Annotated in this window: 12 protein-coding genes; 8 read left to right on the plus strand and 4 right to left on the minus strand. The window is 64.7% G+C overall.

The window, feature by feature from the left end; translation table 11 throughout:
* Positions 1–139: 139 nt before the first annotated feature.
* A complete protein-coding gene (locus tag QA600_RS13125) occupies positions 140–508 on the minus strand; it encodes a VOC family protein (protein WP_005557441.1) in 369 nt (122 codons plus the stop codon).
* A 148-nt stretch (positions 509–656) separates the two neighbouring features.
* Between QA600_RS13125 and QA600_RS13130 the strand changes: the two genes are divergently transcribed.
* Positions 657–1,712, plus strand: coding sequence for an isocitrate/isopropylmalate family dehydrogenase (locus tag QA600_RS13130; RefSeq protein ID WP_278292394.1), 1,056 nt, complete (start codon positions 657–659; stop codon positions 1,710–1,712).
* Between the two features lie 50 nt (positions 1,713–1,762).
* On the opposite strand, the gene QA600_RS13135 is transcribed toward QA600_RS13130, so the two are convergent.
* Positions 1,763–2,188 (minus strand): PPC domain-containing DNA-binding protein, encoded by a 426-nt coding sequence (locus QA600_RS13135; protein ID WP_278292395.1) that lies wholly within the window; start codon positions 2,186–2,188, stop codon positions 1,763–1,765.
* 147 nt (positions 2,189–2,335) lie between these two features.
* On the opposite strand from QA600_RS13135, the gene ddh reads away from it, so the two are divergent.
* Positions 2,336–3,274, plus strand: a complete 939-nt coding sequence (gene ddh, locus QA600_RS13140; RefSeq protein WP_278292396.1) for a D-2-hydroxyacid dehydrogenase — start codon at positions 2,336–2,338, stop codon at positions 3,272–3,274.
* Between the two features lie 12 nt (positions 3,275–3,286).
* Here ddh and QA600_RS13145 read toward each other — a convergent pair whose 3' ends face one another.
* On the minus strand, positions 3,287–5,548 hold the full coding sequence (locus QA600_RS13145; protein WP_278292397.1) for an NADP-dependent malic enzyme: 2,262 nt from the start codon (positions 5,546–5,548) through the stop codon (positions 3,287–3,289).
* A 128-nt stretch (positions 5,549–5,676) separates the two neighbouring features.
* Here QA600_RS13145 and QA600_RS13150 point away from each other — a divergent pair, with 128 nt between their 5' ends.
* From QA600_RS13150 to QA600_RS13175, 6 genes are all read left to right on the plus strand, one after another.
* Positions 5,677–7,032, plus strand: coding sequence for a DUF4147 domain-containing protein (locus tag QA600_RS13150; RefSeq protein WP_278292398.1), 1,356 nt, complete (start codon positions 5,677–5,679; stop codon positions 7,030–7,032).
* A 121-nt stretch (positions 7,033–7,153) separates the two neighbouring features.
* The gene (locus QA600_RS13155) at positions 7,154–10,144 is read left to right on the plus strand and encodes an FAD-binding and (Fe-S)-binding domain-containing protein (RefSeq protein ID WP_278292399.1); all 2,991 of its coding nucleotides are present in this window, start codon (positions 7,154–7,156) and stop codon (positions 10,142–10,144) included.
* Positions 10,145–10,406: 262 nt separating this feature from the next.
* A complete protein-coding gene (locus QA600_RS13160) occupies positions 10,407–12,179 on the plus strand; it encodes an L-lactate permease (protein WP_278292400.1) in 1,773 nt (590 codons plus the stop codon).
* 450 nt (positions 12,180–12,629) lie between these two features.
* Complete coding sequence (locus QA600_RS13165) at positions 12,630–14,483, plus strand: histidine kinase N-terminal 7TM domain-containing protein (protein WP_278292401.1); 1,854 nt, start codon at positions 12,630–12,632, stop codon at positions 14,481–14,483.
* Positions 14,476–16,449, plus strand: coding sequence for a bacterio-opsin activator domain-containing protein (locus tag QA600_RS13170; protein ID WP_278292402.1), 1,974 nt, complete (start codon positions 14,476–14,478; stop codon positions 16,447–16,449). The genes QA600_RS13165 and QA600_RS13170 overlap by 8 nt, the downstream gene beginning before the upstream one ends.
* A 138-nt stretch (positions 16,450–16,587) precedes the next feature.
* Positions 16,588–17,892, plus strand: a complete 1,305-nt coding sequence (locus QA600_RS13175) for a hypothetical protein (protein ID WP_278292403.1) — start codon at positions 16,588–16,590, stop codon at positions 17,890–17,892.
* Here QA600_RS13175 and QA600_RS13180 read toward each other — a convergent pair.
* Positions 17,881–18,447 (minus strand): membrane-associated protein, encoded by a 567-nt coding sequence (locus tag QA600_RS13180; protein ID WP_278292404.1) that lies wholly within the window; start codon positions 18,445–18,447, stop codon positions 17,881–17,883. The genes QA600_RS13175 and QA600_RS13180 overlap by 12 nt on opposite strands.
* Positions 18,448–18,529 lie beyond the last annotated feature (82 nt).

Here is an 18,529-nt window from a genome sequence, read left to right on the forward strand (position 1 = left end):
CTGTACTGGTTTGTCATTCCGGTCCGGCCGATTGCCGTTCGGTTCGTCGGCATTGTCGATTCGCGGAGACGAGTTCCAGCGAAAAGAAGGGAACATCGGTCGTACAGCCGCTCCGTCGCGGCGAGTGTGTGCTGATCCGTTAGTCGAGCGATTCGACGAGCTCGACCTTCCGTCCGTCCGGGTCGTAGACGAACGCCGTTCGAGCGCCCGCTTCGGGCTGGTCTCCGGGCTCCTTCTCGACGCCGTAGTGGTCGATCTCGTCGAACACGCTGTCGACGTCGTCGACGCCGATTGCGAGGTGGTCCCACGACGACCCCTCTTCGAAGCTCTCCTCACCATCAGTGTCCGATAGCTGGAGTTCGACGCCATTCTCGTCGGCGATGTACCGGTTCTGGGTCTCGCCGTCGGGCGTCTCGAACTCCCAGCTCTCCTCGAACCCGAACTGCTCGTAGAATGCGATCGTCTCGTCGGCGTCAGCGACGTTGATGTTGATATGGATGAGCTCCATACCGTTTTCCCGGTCGACCACGGTATTAAAATCACTGGATACGACGACCGTATCGCGCGCTTGCAGGAAAACGGAGGCACTCGTCGGGTGGACGGGGAATCCTTGACCCTTTCCGAGTCTTTTTGATGGTCGAGCGGTATCGGTTCCCATGGCATACGAGATAGCGAGTATTCCAGGTGACGGTATCGGTCCCGAGGTCGTTGACGCGGCCCGACCGGTGTTCGAGGACGTCGCCGAACAACACGGGTTCGAACTCTCACTAACGCGGTACGACTGGGGAACCGAGCGCCATCTCGAGAAGGGGGCGATGATGCCCGAGGACGGCCTCGAGGAACTCGAGGGGTACGACGCAATTTTGCTGGGGGCGGTCGGTCACCCCGACGTCCCGGACCACGTCACGCTGAACAACCTCCTCCTCCCGATCCGCAAGGGGTTCGATCAGTCCATCTGCAAGCGTCCCGCGATCCTCTTCGACGGCGTCGAGAGCCCGCTCGAGGGGTACGACGGCGGCGACATCGAGTTCGTCGTCTACCGGGAGAACACGGAGGGCGAGTACGCCAACATGGGCGGCCAAGAACACCCCGGCCACGACCACGAGGTCGCGATCCAGAGCGCGGTCTTCACCCGAACCGGAACGGAGCGCATCGTTCGGGCCGCCTTCGACGCGGCGACCGAGCGGGAGGGCCACCTGACGAGCATTACGAAGTCCAACGCCCAGGCCCACAGCATGGTCTTCTGGGACCAGATCGTCGAGGAGGTAAGCGAGGAGTACCCCGACGTTACCGTCGAGCGCCTGCTCGTCGACGCGGCGAGCATGGACTTCATCCGCCGTCCCGAGGAGTTCGACGTCGTCGTCGCCTCGAACCTCTTCGGCGACATCCTGACGGACATCGGCGCGATCATCACGGGAAGTATGGGGCTTGCGCCCTCGGCCAACATCGACCCCTCGAGGACGTACCCGTCGATGTTCGAGCCCGTCCACGGCAGCGCTCCCGACATCGTCGGCGACGGCGTCGCGAACCCGCTGGCGACGATGCTCTCTGGTGCGATGATGGTCGATCACCTCGGCGAAGAGGAGGCCAGCGATGCCCTCTGGGACGCCGTCACCGACCAGCTCGCCGACGCGGACGCCCCGCGAACGCCCGACCTGGGCGGCTCGAGCGGGACCGAGGACGTGGTCGAGGACCTCCGGAGCCGTCTCTAACGGATCACTCGTCGTCACGACCGCCGCAAAAACAGCAACTTTTGTCAGCGCTACTCGTTGAGCCAGAGGTCCAGACCCGTCGTCTCGTCGAAGTTCCGGACGAGGGGCTCCTCGAACGCGCGGAGGTGGACCTCGCCGGCGAAGACGGTCCCGCCCTCGAGGTGGCCCGCGAGGGTCTCGCCGTCTCGCCGGGAGAGGACGGCGTGGGTGTGAGCGAACACGTCGCCGTCGAGTTTCGCGATGTTCCCGACGCAGGCGGCGACCTCGAGCGGTTCGTCGAAGGAGACCGACTGGTACTCCTCTTTGTCCTGGTCGTAGAACCAGATCTCGGCGTCCTGTACCGCACCCATCGCGTTGAACCAGCCCGCCTCGATCGCCTCCTCCCGGGCGAGGCTCTCGATCTCGTCGCGCCAGTCCTGTCCGGTCTCGAGTCGCGCGAGGAACTCCCGCGTCGCCTCCACTTCCTGGTACTCCATACCGCAACACGCGCAACGTTGCTCAAAAAAGATTGTGGTGGCGGCGACGCGAGCGTCGCGTCCTGGGATCCGTGCCAACTGTATTCATACTCTCGAGGCGCTGAATAATACGCAACATTCAATTCCCCTCCACGGAAGGAGTAGCGTATGACCGAGCGCCACGAGCTCGAGCAGCTGTACGTCCACGAATCGGTCGAAAACGTGATTCCGCCGGAAGCGTTCGTCGAGGCGTTCGACGAGCTCCCGATTCCGGCCGAACTGGTCGGCGACGGCCGCGAGTACGGCCCGACGGACGCGGTGGCGACCTACGTCCCGCGACCGGAGTACCTGGACGCGGGCTGGGTCCACTGCATTCGCGCCGGCTACGACGAGTTCGACACCGAGGAGTACGAACGTGAGGGAGTTCCCCTCACGAACAGTTCGGGGATCCACGGCTCGACGGTCAGCGAGGTTGCGCTCAACTGTATGCTCTCGCTGGCGCGGCTGGGCCATCGCTACCGCGACCACCAGAACGACCGCGAGTGGTGGGAGCCGCCGTACGACCGACCGTTCACCCTCGAGAACGAGCGCGTCTGCGTCATTGGCCTCGGCACGATCGGCGAGGCGACCGCGACCCGCTGTGACGCACTCGGCATGGACGTCGTCGGCGTTCGTCGCTCCGACGAGCCGGTGCCCGGCGTCTCCGAGATCTTCTCACCCGATCGGCTCCACGACGCGATCGAGGACGCCAGGTTCGTCGTCCTCACCGTCCCGCACACGCCGGCTACCGACGACATGCTGAGCGATGCGGAGTTCGAGACGATGCGCGAGGACGCTTACGTGATCAACGTCGCCCGCGGGCCCGTCGTCGACGAGGACGCGCTCGTCGAAGCCCTCGAGGCCGATAAGATCGCCGGCGCCGGACTCGACGTCTTCGAGACCGAACCGCTCCCCGAGGAGTCGCCGCTGTGGGGCTTCGACGACGTGATCGTCTTCCCGCACAAGGGGTCGGCGACGAATCGGTATCACCTCGACATCGCCGAACTCGTCGCGGAGAACGTCGAGCGCTACCAGTCGGACGAGGAGCTGAAAAACCGCGTCGCCTGAGACCCGGGTCGCTCAGTTCTCCGTTCGCTGTGCGTCGACGACTGCGACGGCCGCGAGGTTGACGATATCCTTGACCTCGTCGCCTCGCTGCAGCACGTGAACAGGTTTGTCCATTCCCGCGAGCATCGGCCCGGTCGCCTCGGCGCCGCCCAGCCGCTGGAGCAGCTTGTAGCCGATGTTGCCCGACTCGAGGTTCGGGAAGACGAGCACGTTCGCGGGCTCCTCGAGTTCCGAGAACTCGTAGGTGCCGTTGAGGATCTCCTCGACGACGGCGGTGTCGGCCTGCATCTCGCCGTCAATAGGGAAGTCGACGTTCGGGTCGGCCTGCAGCCGCTGGGCGGCCTCACGGGAGGGACGGGTGCGCTCGTTGTCGACGCTGCCGAAGTTCGAGTACGACAGCATCGCCGCGCGCGGCTCGACGTCGAATCGGCGGGCGACGTCGGCCGTGTGTCGAGTGACCTCCTCGAGGACGTCGGCGTCGGGATCCTGGTTGACCGTCGCGTCGGCGATGAAGACGACGCGGCTCTTGAACGCCAGCATGTAGACGCCGGCGGCGTAGTCGGCGTCGTCGCCGGTGCCGATCACCTCGAGGGGCGGGCGCAGCGCGGAGGGGTAGTGGTGGGTCAGCCCCGTCAGCATGGCGTCGGCGTCGCCGACGTCGACCATCACGCTGCCGAGGTAGTTCGGGTCGCTCCGGACGAGTTCGTCGGCCTCGTTACGGGTCATCCCCTTGCGCTGGCGCTGCTCGTAGAGGTGGTCGGCGTAGGACTCGTAGTCGCCGGTCGACGGATCGACGATCTCCGGCTCGAACTCGAGGCCGAGCCGGGTGACCGTCGTCCCGATCTCGTCGCGGTCGCCGAGCAACACCGGCGTCGCGATCCCTTCGTCCTGGATCTGGTAGGCCGCCCGGATCATCTTCTCGTCTTCCCCCTCCGAGAGGACGACGCGCTTGGGGTCGCTTTTCGCCTTGTTGAGCACGACCCGCATCATCTCGCGGGACTTGCCCAGCCGGGCCTCGAGCCGTTCCCGGTAGGTCTCGGGGTCGACCTCGCTGCGTGCGGCCCCGCTCTCGACCGCCGCCTCGGCGACCGCGGGCGCGATCTCGAACAGCACCCGAGGGTCGATCGGCTTCGGGAGGATGTACTCGGGACCGAAGCGCAGCGGTTGATCCCCGTAGGCCTTGATGACGGCGTCGGGGACGTCCTGTTTCGCCAGGTCGGCGAGCGCCTCGGCGCAGGCGACCTTCATCGCCTCGTTGATCTCGGTCGCCCGAACGTCGAGCGCGCCCCGGAAGATGAAGGGAAAGCCGAGCACGTTGTTGACCTGATTCGGGTAGTCCGAGCGTCCCGTCGCCATGATCACCGTATCGTCGCGGGCGGCTTTCGCCTCCTCGTAGCCGATCTCGGGATCGGGGTTGGCCATCGCGAAGATAATCGGGTCCTCGGCCATCGAACGAACCATCTCCTGGGAGACGATGCCCGCTGCCGACAGCCCGACGAGGACGTCGGCTCCCTCCATTGCGTCCGCAAGGCCCCCTTCGGGGAGGTCGCGGGCGAACTCCCGTTTGAACTCGTTGATCTCGCCGGCGGCGGCGCGCTCCTCGGTGATGATCCCGGTCGAATCACACATCGTGATGTTCTCCTTCCGAACGCCGAGCGAGACGTAGAAGCGAGCCGTCGCGATCGCGCTCGCGCCCGCCCCCGAGAAGACGACCTCGAGGTCCTCGAGGTGTTTGCCGGCGAGTTCGGCGGCGTTCAGCAGCCCGGCTCCGGAGATGATCGCGGTCCCGTGCTGGTCGTCGTGGAAGACGGGGATATCCATCCGATCGCGGAGTCGCTCCTCGATCTCGAAGCAGTCCGGCGCCGCGATGTCCTCCAGGTTGATCCCGCCGAACGTCGGCTCCATCGCCGCGGTCGCCGCGACGATCTCGTCGGGATCGTCGAGCTCGAACTCGAGGTCGAAGACGTCGATGTCCGCGAACCGTTTGAACAGGACGCCCTTTCCCTCCATCACCGGCTTCGACGCTTGCGCGCCGATGTCGCCCAGCCCCAGTACCGCGGAGCCGTTCGAGACGACGCCGACGAGGTTTCCCTTCGCCGTGTACCGATAGGCGTCGTCAGGCCGCTCGTCGATGGCACGACAGGGGCCGGCGACGCCGGGCGAGTACGCCAGCGAGAGGTCCCGCTGCGTGCTCGTCGACTTCGTCGTCGCGATCTCGATCTTTCCTGGCGGTTCCTCCTCGTGGTACTCAAGTGACTCGTCCTCGAGGGACATATGTCATCATATATCGCACAGGTGGTAAAGCTGTTTTCACTACCAACAATTATGTATAACCGACGACGGACGCGGGAGCCGCGGGCGATCCAGGAAAGCTACATACCGCGGTCCGTTCATTGGAACGTATGGTCACGATTGCGAACCGCGACGCGCTCGAGCGATCGCGCGCCCACGAGGTCGCGCTCGACTGCCTCGTCGCCGGCCTCGAGGCCGCCCATCCCGAGCGGATCGTCGACGAGACGCTAACCGTTCGCGAGGGCGTGCTCGCGGTCGAAAACGCGGCCGGAGACGAGCGCACCGAGTACGACCTGGACCGCTACGAGAACGTCTTCGTCGTCGGGGGCGGCAACGCCGCAGGCCACCTCGCCCGGACCCTCGAGGACGCGCTCGGCGACGCGCTCACCGGCGGGGTCGTCGTCACCGACGATCCGGCCGGCACGTCGGTCGTCGAGGAACACCCCGGCGACCACCCCATCCCGAGCGAGGACGGCGTCGAGGGCGCCCGGCGAGTGCTCGAGGTCGCCGATCGGGCCGGCGAGAACGACCTCGTGCTGGCCTGTATCACCGGCGGCGGGAGCGCCCTCCTGCCGGCTCCGGCCGGGTCGATCTCGCTTGCTAACCTCCAGTCGGTCACCGAGTCGCTGCTCGAGTGCGGGGCCTCCATCGACGAGATCAACGCCGTTCGCAAGCACTGCTCGTCGATCAAGGGTGGCAAACTCGCCCGCCGGGCGACGCCGGCGACGGTCGCGACGCTCGTCCTGAGCGACGTCGTTGGCGACGACCTGAGCGTGATCGCCAGCGGGCCGACCGCCCCCGACGCCTCCACCTACGCGGACGCCCTCGAGGTGCTCGAGCGATACGAGCTATCGGTTCCCGAAACCGTCTCGACGTACCTGGAGGCCGGCGAGCGCGGCGAGAACCTCGAAACGGTCTCGCCGGACGATCCGCTGCTCGAGTCCGTGCGGATCCACGTGCTCGGAAGCGGCCGGACCGCGATCGAGGCGGCCCGCGAGGTGGCGAGCGACCGGGGGTACGATCCGCTCGTCCTCTCTTCGAGAGTCCGGGGCGAGGCCAGCGAGTCCGCGATCACCCACGTCGCAATCGCCGAGGAGTGCGCTGAGACCGGTGATCCGATCTCGCCGCCCGCTGTCTTGCTCTCCGGCGGGGAGACGACCGTGACGCTCGCCGAGGATCACGGCAAGGGAGGCCCAAATCAGGAGTTCACGCTCAGTGGTGCCGTCGAACTCGAGAGCGACGAGGTCGTCGTCGCGAGCGTCGACACCGATGGGATCGACGGCGCGACCGATGCCGCCGGCGCGATCGCAGCGGCTGGCGACGTCCCGGCCGCAGAGGGTCGGCGTGCGCTCGCGCGAAACGACGCCCTGCCCGCGCTCGAGGACGCCGACGCCATCGTACGGACCGGACCGACCGGAACGAACGTCAACGACCTCCGGATCCTCGTCGTCGAACCCGAGGAGTGACTGCCAGATTTTCCTCGTGAGGCAAGCCTTGCGGGAACCGCCAGTTCGTGTGGGTGTCTATCGGATTTCATGGGGAGGACAGACACAGGATTTATCATAATCGATCCCTGAGGGTCGGGTAATGGCTGTTGAAAAGCCACGCGGTGGCTTAGATAACTACGAGGAGTTTCGTGACGAACTCGATCACGAATACGAGGACGTCGACGAGTACGTGGAACTCGCGAGGGATCTTCGATCGGTCGTCACGGGCGAGGTTCGGTTCGACGAGTACGCCCAGGTCCTGTACGCGACCGACGGCAGCATCTACAAGGCCAAACCCGCCGGCGTCGTGCTTCCGCGAGACGCCGCCGACGTCCAGAACGCCGTTCGCGTCGCGGCCGACCACGACGTGCCGATCATGGCCCGTGGCGCGGGCTCGTCGCTCGGCGGCCAGGCCGTGGGGCCCGGCTGCGTCGTTCTCGATATGACGACCTACATGGATGACATCCTGGAGATCGACGCCGACCGCCAGCGAGCGCGGGTCCAGCCCGGTGTCGTCCAGGACCACTTCGACGAGGCGGCCAGGGAGTACGGACTCAAGTTCGCTCCCGACCCGGCCTCCTCGAACCGTGCGACGATCGGTGGCGGCATCGGGAACAACTCGACCGGTGCCCACTCGGTCCGGTACGGGATCTCCGACGCCTACACCGAGGAACTGGACGTCGTGCTCGCGGACGGCTCGCTGATCCATACTCGCGAGGTCGTCCTCGACTCTCCCGAGTGGGAGGAGATCGTCTCGAAGAACGACCGCGAGGCCGAGATCTACGAGACCGTCCGTGGCCTCGTCGAGGACAACCAGGAGGAGATCGAGAAGCGTTACCCCGATCTCAAGCGCAACGTCTCGGGCTACAACCTCAACAAGGTCGTCTACGAGAACGACGACGGCGAGGAGGTCATCAACCTCTCGAAGCTGTTCGTCGGCGCCGAATCGACGCTTGGCGTGATCGTCGAGGCCGAGATCAGCCTCGTCACCCTTCCCGAGGAGACCGCGCTCGTGCTGTACTGTTTCGAGGACCTCATCGAAACGCTCGAGGCCGTCCCCGAGGCCCTGGAGTTCGAACCCAGCGCCGTCGAGCTGATGGACAGCGAGGTGTTCCGGCTCGCCCGCGAGTCCGAGCAGTTCGCCCAGTACGAGGAGCCCATTCCCGACGGCACCGAGGCGACGCTGATGCTCGAGTACGACTCGGAGCTCCACGACGACTTCGAGGAGGCCATCGGTCGGACGAACGAGCACTTCGTCGAGAACGGCGACGCCTTCGATGCCCTGGAAGCGTACACCGAGGAGGATCAGGCCGACATCTGGAAGCTCCGGAAGGCCGCGATCCCGCTGCTGATGGGCCTCGAGGGCGACCCGAAGCCGTACCCCTTCATCGAGGACGCGACGGTTCCCCCCGAGGAGCTCGCCGAGTACGTCGAGAAGTTCATGGACGTCCTCGAGGACCACGACACCTCCGCCGCCTACTTCGCCCACGCGGGCAGCGGGACCCTACACATTCGGCCGATCCTCAACCTCAAAGATGACGGCGGCATCCAGACGATGCAGTCGATCACCGACGCCGTCACCGACCTCGTCCTCGAGCACGAGGGATCGTTCTCCGGTGAACACGGCGACGGGCTCGCCCGGACCGCGTTCAACCCGAAGATGTACGGCGAGGACCTCTGGCAGGCGTTCAAGGACGTCAAGTCCGTGTTCGACCCCGACTGGCGGATGAACCCGGGGAAGGTCGTCTACACCGACGAGGAGCCGACGGACATGCGCGAGAACCTCCGCTACGGGCACGCCTACGCCTCGATCGAGCCCCAGACGAAGCTCGACTTCTCCGACGAGGGCGGCTTTTCGCACCTCGTGGAGCTGTGTAACGGCTGTGGTACCTGTCGTCAGACCGACGACGTGATGTGTCCGACCTACCGCGGGATGAAAGACGAGATTGCGACGACCCGCGGGCGGGCGAACATGCTCCGCTCGGCGATCTCGGGCGACCTCCCCGAGGAGGAGATGTACACCGAGCGTTTCCAGGAGGAGGTGCTCGACCTCTGTGTCGGCTGCAAGGGTTGCAAGAGCGATTGTCCGACCGGCGTGGACTTAGCGAAGCTCAAGGCCGAGACCAAGTACCAGTACTACGAACGCGAGGGCGTCAGCCTGCGCTCGCGGCTGTTCGGCAACATCGACACCCTCTCGAAGGTTGGGAGTGCGCTCGCTCCGCTGTCGAACCTCGGACCGAAACTCCCCGGCAGCCGCCTCGTGATGGAGAAAGTGGCGGGGATCGCCGCCGATCGGGAGCTCCCCAGCTTCCAGCAGGAGTCCTTCCAGGACTGGTTCGCGAAGCGCGGCCCGCGGGTCGATCCCGACACGGCCGACCGGAAGGTCGTCCTGTTCCCCGACACGTACACCAACTACAGCTACTCCCGACCCGGAAAGGCCGCCGTGCGCGTCCTCGAGTCCGCGGGCGTCCACGTCACCGTCCCCGAGGACGTCGGACCGAGCGGCCGCGCGGCCTTCTCGGTCGGGATGCTCGACGACGCCGAGGAGCGCGCGGTGGCGAACATCGAGCGGTTCGCCGAGTACGTCGATCGCGGATACGAGATCGTCTCGCTCGAGCCCTCCGACGCCGTGATGTTCCAGGACGAGTACCTCGATCTGGCGCCCTCCGCGACCGCCGAGAAAGTCGCCGGCCACTCCTACGGGATCACCGAGTACATGGACACCTACCGCCTCGTCGAGGACCTCCCGCTCGAGGAGACCGACGAGACGCTGGCCTACCACGGCCACTGCCACCAGAAGGCAACCGGCAAGGACCATCACGCCGTCGGCATTCTCCGGCGGGCGGGCTACGCCGTCGATCCGCTCGACAGCACCTGTTGTGGAATGGCCGGCTCGTTCGGCTACGAGGCCGAGCACTACGACCTCTCGAAGTCGATCGGCGAGCGACTCTTCGAGAAGATCGACGAGAGCGAGGGGAACCCGGTCGCACCCGGCGCCTCCTGCCGGAGTCAGATCGGCGACCGCGACGGACCCTCCGAAAAGCCGCCGCACCCGATCGAAAAGGTCAACGAGCTGCTTCCGGCTCGATAACGTCAGACACCTTGTGATTTTTCGCACTGTTCGAGAAACGATACCTTCCTGTTTGGGTGCTGGCTCGCTTCCCTCTCCGACTCGTCTCCTCCTACTGATACTCAATGATCAGATTATAAATAGAACCATTTATTATACTTTGTGATATACGTGATCACGGAACGTTCATGACACAAAAGGACGGTGCGACGCGACAGGAAACCGGGCAGGGGAATGGACGAACGGTGGCTACACGCCGACGCAACCGGGGTGAACGGCACAGATGGTAGTGGACATCATCGTCGCAGCGCTGCCGCTCGTGGTCGTTGCGGTGTTGCTCGTCGGGCTGTTGTGGCCGGCAACCCGGGCGATGCCGATCGCGTGGATCGCCGCGCTCGGCGTCGGTTACATTTGGTGGAACAACCCGCCGGACTATCTGGCGGGATCATCGTTCGTCGGGGTGATGACCGCACTCGAAATTCTGTGGATCGTCTTCGGCGCGCTGGTACTGTTGTACACGCTGATGCAGGCCGGCGCGTTCGATCGGATCAACAAGGGGTTCACCGCGGTCTCCGACGATCGCCGGGTCCAGATCGTGCTGCTCGCGTTCTTCCTCGCGACGTTCATCGAGGGCGCCGCCGGGTTCGGGACGCCGGCGGCCGTCGTGGCACCACTGTTGCTGGCACTGGGATTCCCGGCACTGGCCGCCGTCATCGCGGCGCTGATCGGCCACATCATCGCCGTCACCTACGGCGCAGTGGGAACGCCGATCATCGTCGGGATCCAGGATCCGCTGATGATCTACGAGGACCAGATCGTCAACGACGGCGGCATGAGCGTCGTCGAGTACTCCCACGAGGTCGCAGCGTGGGCGGCGACCTACCACGCCCTAACGGGCTTCCTGATGCCGCTGTTCGCCGTCGGGATGATCGTCTACTTCTTCAGCCCACCGGAAGAGCGATCGATCAAGCCGGCGCTCAGCGTCTGGCCGCTCTGTCTATTCGCGGGGTTTGCCTTCGCAGTCCCCTACTGGATCTCCGCGTGGTTCCTCACCGCGGAGTTCCCGGCACTGATCGGGGCGATGGTGGGCGGCGCGATCACCGTCGCGTTGCTCCGACAGGGATACCTGCTCCCGGACGACGAGTGGGACTTCCCGCCGCGAGAACAGTGGGCCGATCACTGGGTGGGCGCGATCGAACCCGGTAGCGAGGAGGCTAACGGCCCTGTTCCGAACGGTGGCGAACAGATGTCGCTGCTCAAAGCGTGGTCTCCCTACATCGTGCTCATCGTCCTGCTGGTCGTTACCCGTGTCGTCGAACCGATCTCGGAGACCCTGACCGACGCCGACCTCGGTGCCGAGTTTGCCGTCGCCGGTCTTGGCGAGTTCACGATCGGCGTCGTAATCATGTGGAACGAGATGTTCGGGTACGACCTCGCCGCCGATATCGCATGGGTGAACGTGCCAGGGTTCTGGCTGCTGGTGAGCGCAATCGCTGCGATCGGAATCTTCGGGATGTCAGGCCAACAGGTGAAAGCTGCCTGGACTGAAGCTGCACAGAAGCTCGTGTCGCCGTTTATCGCGCTGATCTTCGTGATCGCGATGGTGCAGGTGATGATCCAGTCTGGCGGCGCACCCGGCGCGCCCGAGGTGGGCAGCATGATCGAGATCCTTGCGATCGCGACCGCGGACGTCACCGGGCCGCTGTACCCCGCGCTGGCGGCGCTTATCGGCGCGCTCGCGGCCGCGATGGTCGGCTCGAACACCGTCTCGAACATCACCTTCGGCGGGTTCCAGTTCACGGCCGCACACGAACTCGACCTGCCGAGCCAGATCGTCGTCGGAACGCAGGCCGTCGGCGGTGCGATCGGTAACCTCGTTGCGATCCACAACATCGTCGCGGCGCTGGCGACCGTCGGTCTCGTCGGTCAGGAGGGGCGGGTCATCAGGCTGAACCTGATTCCACTGTTCTACTACGCCGTCGTCGTCGGTATCTGGGCGCTGCTGTTCGTCTACGTCATGCCCGACGTGCTCCCGTCGGTGTTCGACGTCTACTGAACGCACGCCTTCTCTCTCGGTCCTCTCGACGCGTCTCGTAACTGCCCGTCAACGGCAGCTCCCATCACAACTTTGCTATTATAATTTGCATTATCTATAATGGGGGTGGAGACGGACAGAGCCGCGGCTATCAGTCGAAGCGACGACCGAAAAAGAGCTCTACACCCTTTGGACGCGCTCGAGCCGATACTTCTCGGAAGACGACCGGCTCGAGCACTCATCCATCTGTATAATGTACACCTAACGCTACTTTGCCGGTAACATCAATTCTCAAGAACGATTTCTATAGGAACACTCGAACGGTTTCGTTCGCCTGAGTGTGGCTGTGAGAAAGGACGCTCGGCTCGGTACGACCGGGAGCATCTTCCTCCAGAACTGCCGCGTAACGATCTGACCGGGAAACGAAGAGTCACCGGTATCGTTATATCAGTCTCGCTCGAGAAGCGTGGTATGGCGTGGCAACATACTGTTTACGCGTACCCGATTCTTTTCGCGACGGCGCTCTCGGTCGTGCTGGGTACGTACGCGGTTGCCCGCATTCGGCGCCGCGGACGATCGCCGACGTTGCTGGCGTTCGCCGCTATGACCGGTGCGATCGCGATCTGGACCGGGTTTTCCGCGCTGAAACTCCTCAGTACCGACCCGGCAGTCCAGTTCCGAAGCTACCAGTTGCTTCACGTCGGCAGCGCCGCCGTCGGTCCCCTCCTGTTGCTGTTCGCGCTTGCGTACACCGATCGCTCCCGCTGGCTTACGCGCTCGCTCTCCGTCGGCGTGTTCGTCGTACCGGTCGCGTTCGTCGCGCTCTTGCTCACGAACCCGTATGACGTAGCGATCATCGACACGCGGATGGTCGACGCCGACGGGCTGGTTGTCTGGCGAGCGGATCGCGGCCCGGCACACGTCGCCCTGAGCTTCGTCTACGCCGCGCTCATGGCTGCCCTCACGCTCGCCGTCGTACTTTCCGAGTCGGTTCGAACCGGCCGAACGTACTACCCGCAGGCCGCCCTCCTGACGGTCGCGGTCGTCGCTCCTATCGGTGCGAGCTTCCTCACGATCACGGGGGTTCCGCTGTTCGATCGGGAGGGTGTGAACCTCGTCCCGGCGGCGGCGGGTCTCTCGGTCGCCGCACTCGGAGTCGCGACGTTCCGGTACCGGCTGCTGGATCTGCCACCGATCGCGTACACGACCGCGATGCGTAACTCGCCCGACGGCGTCCTTGTTCTCGATTCGAACGGACGGGTCGTCCACTCGAACGAGAGCGTCGGCCAGTTGCTCGGCGTTTCGCCGCCGTTTACCGGCAAACCCGTAGACGCCGTCCTTCCGGAGCTGTGTGACGAAACGGACGATGTACGGACAGTCGAGATCGAGACGCCCGAGGGCGATCGGTTCCTCGAGCTCCGCTCGCAGCCGTTGCACTCCCAGGAGACGACCGTGGGGCGAGTGATCGTCCTTCGGGACGTCACCGCCCAGAAGCGCTACGAACGGTCACTCGAGTTGCGAAACGAGCAGGGGGAGCTGTTGAACCAGCTGGTTCGCCACGACATCAGAAACGAAATGGGGCTCGTCCTAGGGCTGTTACGTCGTGTCGAACCCGAACTCGAGCGGCTGCGCGAGGACAACCCCGAGGTTCACGACCGGCTCGCGGCGCACACCGACCGCATCAGGTGGAACTGCGAGCACGTCGTCGATCTCACGGAGACGGTCGGCGAACTCCTGCAGACGATCGACCAGCGCGAGCGCGAACCGCGACCCGTCGAACTCGAGCCGGTTCTCGAGGAGGAACTCGATATCGTGGCGGCCGCGTTTGATAACGCACGAATCGAGGTCGAATCCAAACTCCCCGACGCGACGGTGTACGCCGACGAGATGCTCTCGTCGGTGTTCTACAACCTCCTGACGAACGCGATCGTCCACAGCGACAACCCACGACCCGAGGTGACCGTCACCATAGCCGAGTCCGCCGACCGGATCGCTGTCGCGATCGCCGACGATGGTCCCGGCCTCCCCGAGGGGCCGACGGAGCTGCTCACCGGAGCAACTCCGCTTTCGGAGTACGATGGTCCGGGCTACGGGCTCTACATCGTTCGATCGCTGATCGAGGGGTACGGAGCCGAACTCTCGGTCGCGGAGAACCGGCCGACCGGATCGACCGTGACCGTCCGACTGATACGTGCCGACGGCGACCGTAAACCGGAGGGCGCACAGACCGTTACGGTTACCGATTCTGCCCCCTCGGCTGGAACCGGAACGGTGATGGAGAGCGAACGCTCGTCGGACGAAGTGACTGGGTGGTCGAATGACTGAACCGCCGACCGACGATCACAGAGGGGAGCCGTTCCTCGAGCCGATCGAGGTCTTGCTCGTCGACGACAACGAGCGGTGGGCGACGTTCATGGCCGACGAACTCGAGGGGCGCGATCCGTCGTTCCGGGTCGAGCTGGCCCTCGGTGCGAACGAGGCGCTCTCCGTGCTTCGAGGGGCGGACCACGACTGTCTCGTCGTCGACTACCGGATGCCGGAGGCCGACGGAATCCAGCTGGTAGAGCGCGTTCGAGAGCGTCGCCCGGAGTTGCCGATCATCCTTGTGACGGGCGAAGGAAGCGAGACGATCGCAACGCGGGCCATCGACGCCGGCGTAACCGACTACCTCCCGAAGGATCCCAAGGTCGACCAGACACCCGTTCTGGCCGGCAAGATCAAAAGCGCGGTCGAACGCCGCGCACTGCGACAAGCGATCGAGGACAGCGAACGGCGCTACCGGACCGTGATCGAGCAGAGCCGCGACGCGATCGTGATCCTCCGAGACGACCGAATCCTGTTCTGCAACGAGCGCTTCGCCGAGCTCACCGACTCGAACGTCGACGACCTCGTCGATACCTCGTTCGTCGACGCCTTCGTCCACGAGGCAGACCGGGAACGGTTTCGCGGGATCGACAGGGAAATCCTCACGGAGGGGATTCACCGCTTTCGGTTGGTGACCGGCGAGGGGACGATCGCTCACTGCGAGTACACGGGGTGTGAACTCGTGTACGACGGCGCCCCGGCGACGATGCTTTCAATCAGGGACGTTACGACGAAGCGACTGAAGGAGGTTCGCCACCGGCGAGAGCGAAACCTCAACAGACACCTCCAGCGAGCGCTCGTGGCGTCCCGAAACCGGGAGGACCTCGAGGACGCCGTCGTCACCGAACTCGCTCGACAGGGGTACGATCTCGTCTGGTTCGGGACGGTCGTCGACGCGAGGCTTCAGCCGCGTGCCGTCGCCGGGGATCGGATGTACGTCGAGGACGTCGAACTCTCGCTCGAGCGAGCGGAACACGAGTGCGAACCCAGCGTCTGGGCGGCCCGGACCGGAACGACGCAGGTTATCCCCGACCTCGAGACGTTGTTTCCGACCGGCTGGCGGGAGCTGGCCCTCGAGCGTGGCTTTCGGACGGCGATCGCGCTTCCGGTCGGCTATGATGACGTCACCTACGGCGTTCTAGCGGCCTACCGAGCCGTACCAGACACGATCGACGACGCGGAGCACGAGTTCCTCCGCGATCTCGCGGCAACCGTGGGCTACGCGATCCATCACATGGACGCCCGGAAGGCGCTCACCGCAGACCACGGCGTCGAGGCCCGGATCGAACTCCGGGACGGCTCACACTACCTGAGCGAGATCGTCGCCGTCGTCGGCGCCGAGTCGTCGGAGCCAGAGCTGGTCGTTCACAGTACCTACTCGAGCGGCGACGGCGAAGTCGTCCAGTACGTCTCCGTCCGCGGCGGCTCCACCGAGGACTTTCGCGACGCCGCCGCTGATCACCCGGCCGTCCGGGAGGCCGTCCCGGTCCGGCGGGCCGAAGCCGATTCGTTTCGGCTGACGGTCGACGGTCCGACGCCGGAGTCGGCCCTTGCTCCGTTCAACGCGCGCATCCGATCGACCCAGGTCACTGCCGACTGCGCGGTGCTTCGGATCGAACTCCCCTCGAGGGAGAACCTCGGCGCGCTGATCGATCGCCTCGAAGACCGGTACGGCCACGTGTCGGTGCTATCGGCCGCCGAACGCGACTGGACGGACTACGACGGGGCGCCCGCGATCCAAACGAGCGAGCTGACCGAAAAACAGGCGGTCGCGCTCGAGGCGGCTTACCGTCACGGCTACTTCGAGCAGCCGCGCCGCTCGTCGGCGACCGATATCGCGACCAGCCTGGGTATCTCCCACTCGACGTATCTGCAACATCTCCGCGCGGCTCAGCAGAAGGTGTTCGCGGCGTTTTACGACGAATAGCGGCCGGCGACCTCGAACCGTCGACCGAACCCCTCTGGACTGTTTGAAACGGGATCTCTTTAGGTCAGAAAAACGCTGGTGTCAGTATGGTCGTTCACGAGTCACTGTGCGGTGAAGGTCGTCCGAATCCGAGTGTCGATGAGTGAAGTCGACAGGCTCACGGCGTTGTTCGTCGAGTCCTCCCGAAACACGGCGCTCTCGTGGCTACTCCTCGCCGTACTTGGAGCGAGCTTCGTCGGTGGGATTCTCCTCGGTCGGTACGAATCGGTGCTGTTCAGTGGTATCGCGGTCGTCGTGATCGCGGCTCCGGCGGTCAAGTTCCGCGATCCGACGCTGATGCCGCCGTGGTACTTCGTCGGGCTGATCTGTCTTCCCATCCTCTGGGAGGCGTTCGCACCGAGACCGCTGATGACGGCCGTGGTCCCGAGTCTGGCACTCGCCACACTGGGACTGCTGATGGCGGTCGAACTACACCGGTTCACGTCACTCCGCCTCGTTCCGTGGTTTGCCATCGTTCTCACCGTACTGTTTACCCTCGCGATGAGCGGCCTGTTGAACATCGTTCGCTGGTCGGCGGACGTTCTGTTCGGAACGGCGTTCTTGCTCGACGGACGGACCCAGGACGCGATCAACGCGGCGGTGATGATCGAGTTCATTTACGCGACTATCGCCGGACTCCTCGCGGGAGCGATCTTCTACTGGTACTTCCGTAACGCAGGCGCGCGTACATCGCCTCGAATGGCCGCTTCCTCGACGCCCCGAGCCGAGGGCGAGGACATCGAGGGAGTCGTGCTCAGCGAGCGGTTGGGGGTCGCAAAGCGACGACAGCTCCAGTTGGTACGGCTGATGCAGTTCGTCCTCGTTGGCGTCCTCGCCTACGGTGTCTGGAACCTCCAACTTCCCGTCGTGACCAACGCCATAATCGCGCTGGTCATCACCTTTGTCCCGGCGGTACTGGACCGGGACTACCACATCGCGATCGAACCCGGACTCGCACTGTGGGTGACGAGCGCCGTCTTTCTTCACGCGCTCGGCACCGCCGGACTGTACGACGCGATCGCTCGCTGGGATAACCTGACGCACACGCTGTCGGCAACGGTCGTCGCGGCTGCTGGCTACGCCACCCTTCGAGCGATCCACCTCCACGGGCGGGACATTCATCTTCCGCGATGGGCGCTGTTCGGGTTTACCGTCGTATTCGTGCTCTCGATGGGTGTCGTCTGGGAGATTTTCGAGTTCTTCGTCGATCAAGGCGCGCTCCTGTTAGGTATCGAGCCCGTACTGGCACAACACGGAATCGACGATACGATCGTCGATATGCTGTTCAACACGCTCGGTGCGATCATCGTCGCGACGTGGGGGACGGTGTACCTCACGGAGGTTTCCGAGAGTCTCGCGGCGCAACTCGAGAGCCGATTCGGTGTCGACGAGTCAGATGCGTAGGAGATCGTACTCCGGGAGAAAGTCGATGGCCTCCAACAGACCGTTCGCGACCGCCACGAGAATTACCATGTATATCCCGTTCCCGATCGCCGAGAGGAGCACGAATCGGTGCCGCGGGTAGCCGTTCAATCCGGCAACGACCGTCATCAGCCCTCGGAACCCGGGGGTCGCGTTCGAGACGCAGATCGCTTTTCCGCCGTACCGGTCGAACTGGCGGTTGATAAACGACATCCGTTTGCGACCGAGGCGACGTCTGACGACGACTGGGATCCGGTCGACGTATCGAACGACGCGGCTGGCTTGATTTCTGTCCTCGTGCTCACCTCTGAAGCCCTCGTACAGAACCCACTGTCCCGCCGTCGCGGCAACGACACAGAGGACGGAAACCACGGCCGTAACCAGCAGTCCGGCTTCCGTAACGACGAGATACAGAATCAGGAGAACGGATGGGTGGAGGAGTTTTCCGATCCACAGCCCCTCGAGAAAGTACAACAGCACGAGCACCGGCGGACCGATCGTAAGCACCAACTCGGCCAGCGTCGTATCGAGAGCCATCTCGTCCGCTCCCTTCTCACCACCCTCATATAGGAGTTTGGAGGGGGTACTACGTTCCTGCCGGGACGAATTCGAACGGGTT

This window comes from Natronococcus sp. A-GB1, assembly GCF_029688845.1.
Classification (GTDB): Archaea; Halobacteriota; Halobacteria; order Halobacteriales; family Natrialbaceae; genus Natronococcus.